Origin of the sequence: Streptomyces sp. NPDC051976, assembly GCF_040680795.1 — a bacterium.
Lineage (GTDB): Bacteria > Actinomycetota > Actinomycetes > Streptomycetales > Streptomycetaceae > Actinacidiphila.
Map to the genome: position 1 here is coordinate 1 of NZ_JBFAXL010000166.1, position 1,049 is coordinate 1,049.

Genomic DNA, 1,049 nt, shown 5'->3' on the forward strand with positions numbered 1-1,049 from the left:
CCCGAGTTCGACAGTTGGTGGGCATACGGCGGTGGTGAATCTGCGGGCTGACCTGCGGTGATGGGCATGAAGGGGCTCCGGGGCCGTTTGCCCACGGCTCCGGAGGACGTTTTCCCAGCTCAGGTGCTATTCGTGGGCCTTGAGGCCGCTCATCTTTGGCGGAAGTGGCACGCCGCAGTCCTTGAAGACTTTCGCCTGCGTGTCGGTGAGGCGGGTGGTCTGCTGGAGGCTGCCGGCGGGTCCGGAGAGGGTCACCTGGTGGATCCGGCCGAGTTCGGTGGCGATCTTGGGCCAGGTCTGCTCGGTGCGGCGTTCGGCAACGCGGATCAGCAGCAGGGCGAGCCAGCACAGCAGCACGTGGGCGCGTATCCGCTCGTCCAGGCGGTGGTAGACCGGCCGAAGGTCCAAGGTCGACTTCATCGTGCGGAAGGCGCGTTCGGCTTCCAGCGAGTTCTTGTAGCCGAGCGCGAGGTCCTCGGCGGACAGGTCCGGGTCGCTGGTGGCCAGCAAGTACTTGCCGTCGAGCCGGGCCTCGGCGGTGACCTTGGTGGTGTTGATGGACAGGCGTCCGGTGGTGGGGTGCTGCTTGAGCCACCGGCCGAGCGAGGGATGGTCGCGAAGCGCGCACTCGGCCTTGCGGTGCGGCGCGTCGCAGGGGGTGACCTGGCGTCTGTCGTTCTTGGCGGCCTTGGCCTTGGCCTTCTTCTCATCGGCTGCGCGGGCGGCCTTGATGCGCTCCAGCTCCTCGCGGATCGCGGTGAGTTGGTGTTCTCGTCGGGCGGCGTCGCGTTCGGCTTCGGCGGGGTTGTGGCAGATGATCCACCGTCGGCCATCGTCCCCGTCGAGGCGGACTTCCTTGACGCGCAGGTTGTCGCGGACTTGCTGGTAGCGGCCCTGGCGTGAGAGGGCCTGGTCGGCCCTCTTGGATCCCTCGCGCATCTTGACGCCGGTGATGTAGTGGCCGCCCGCCCTGCGCAGGTAGCTCTGGTTGGCCTCGGAGGAGAACCCGGAGTCGGCGACAGTGACGACCCGGCCGAGCCTCCAGTCGC

At 68.1% G+C, this 1,049-nt stretch carries 1 protein-coding gene; it reads right to left on the bottom strand.

The window, feature by feature from the left end:
• Nucleotides 1–126 precede the first annotated feature (126 nt).
• Nucleotides 127–1,049 (bottom strand): IS1634 family transposase (locus AB0M29_RS45240; protein ID WP_365393706.1); only part of this gene is annotated, 923 nt, incomplete at its 5' end.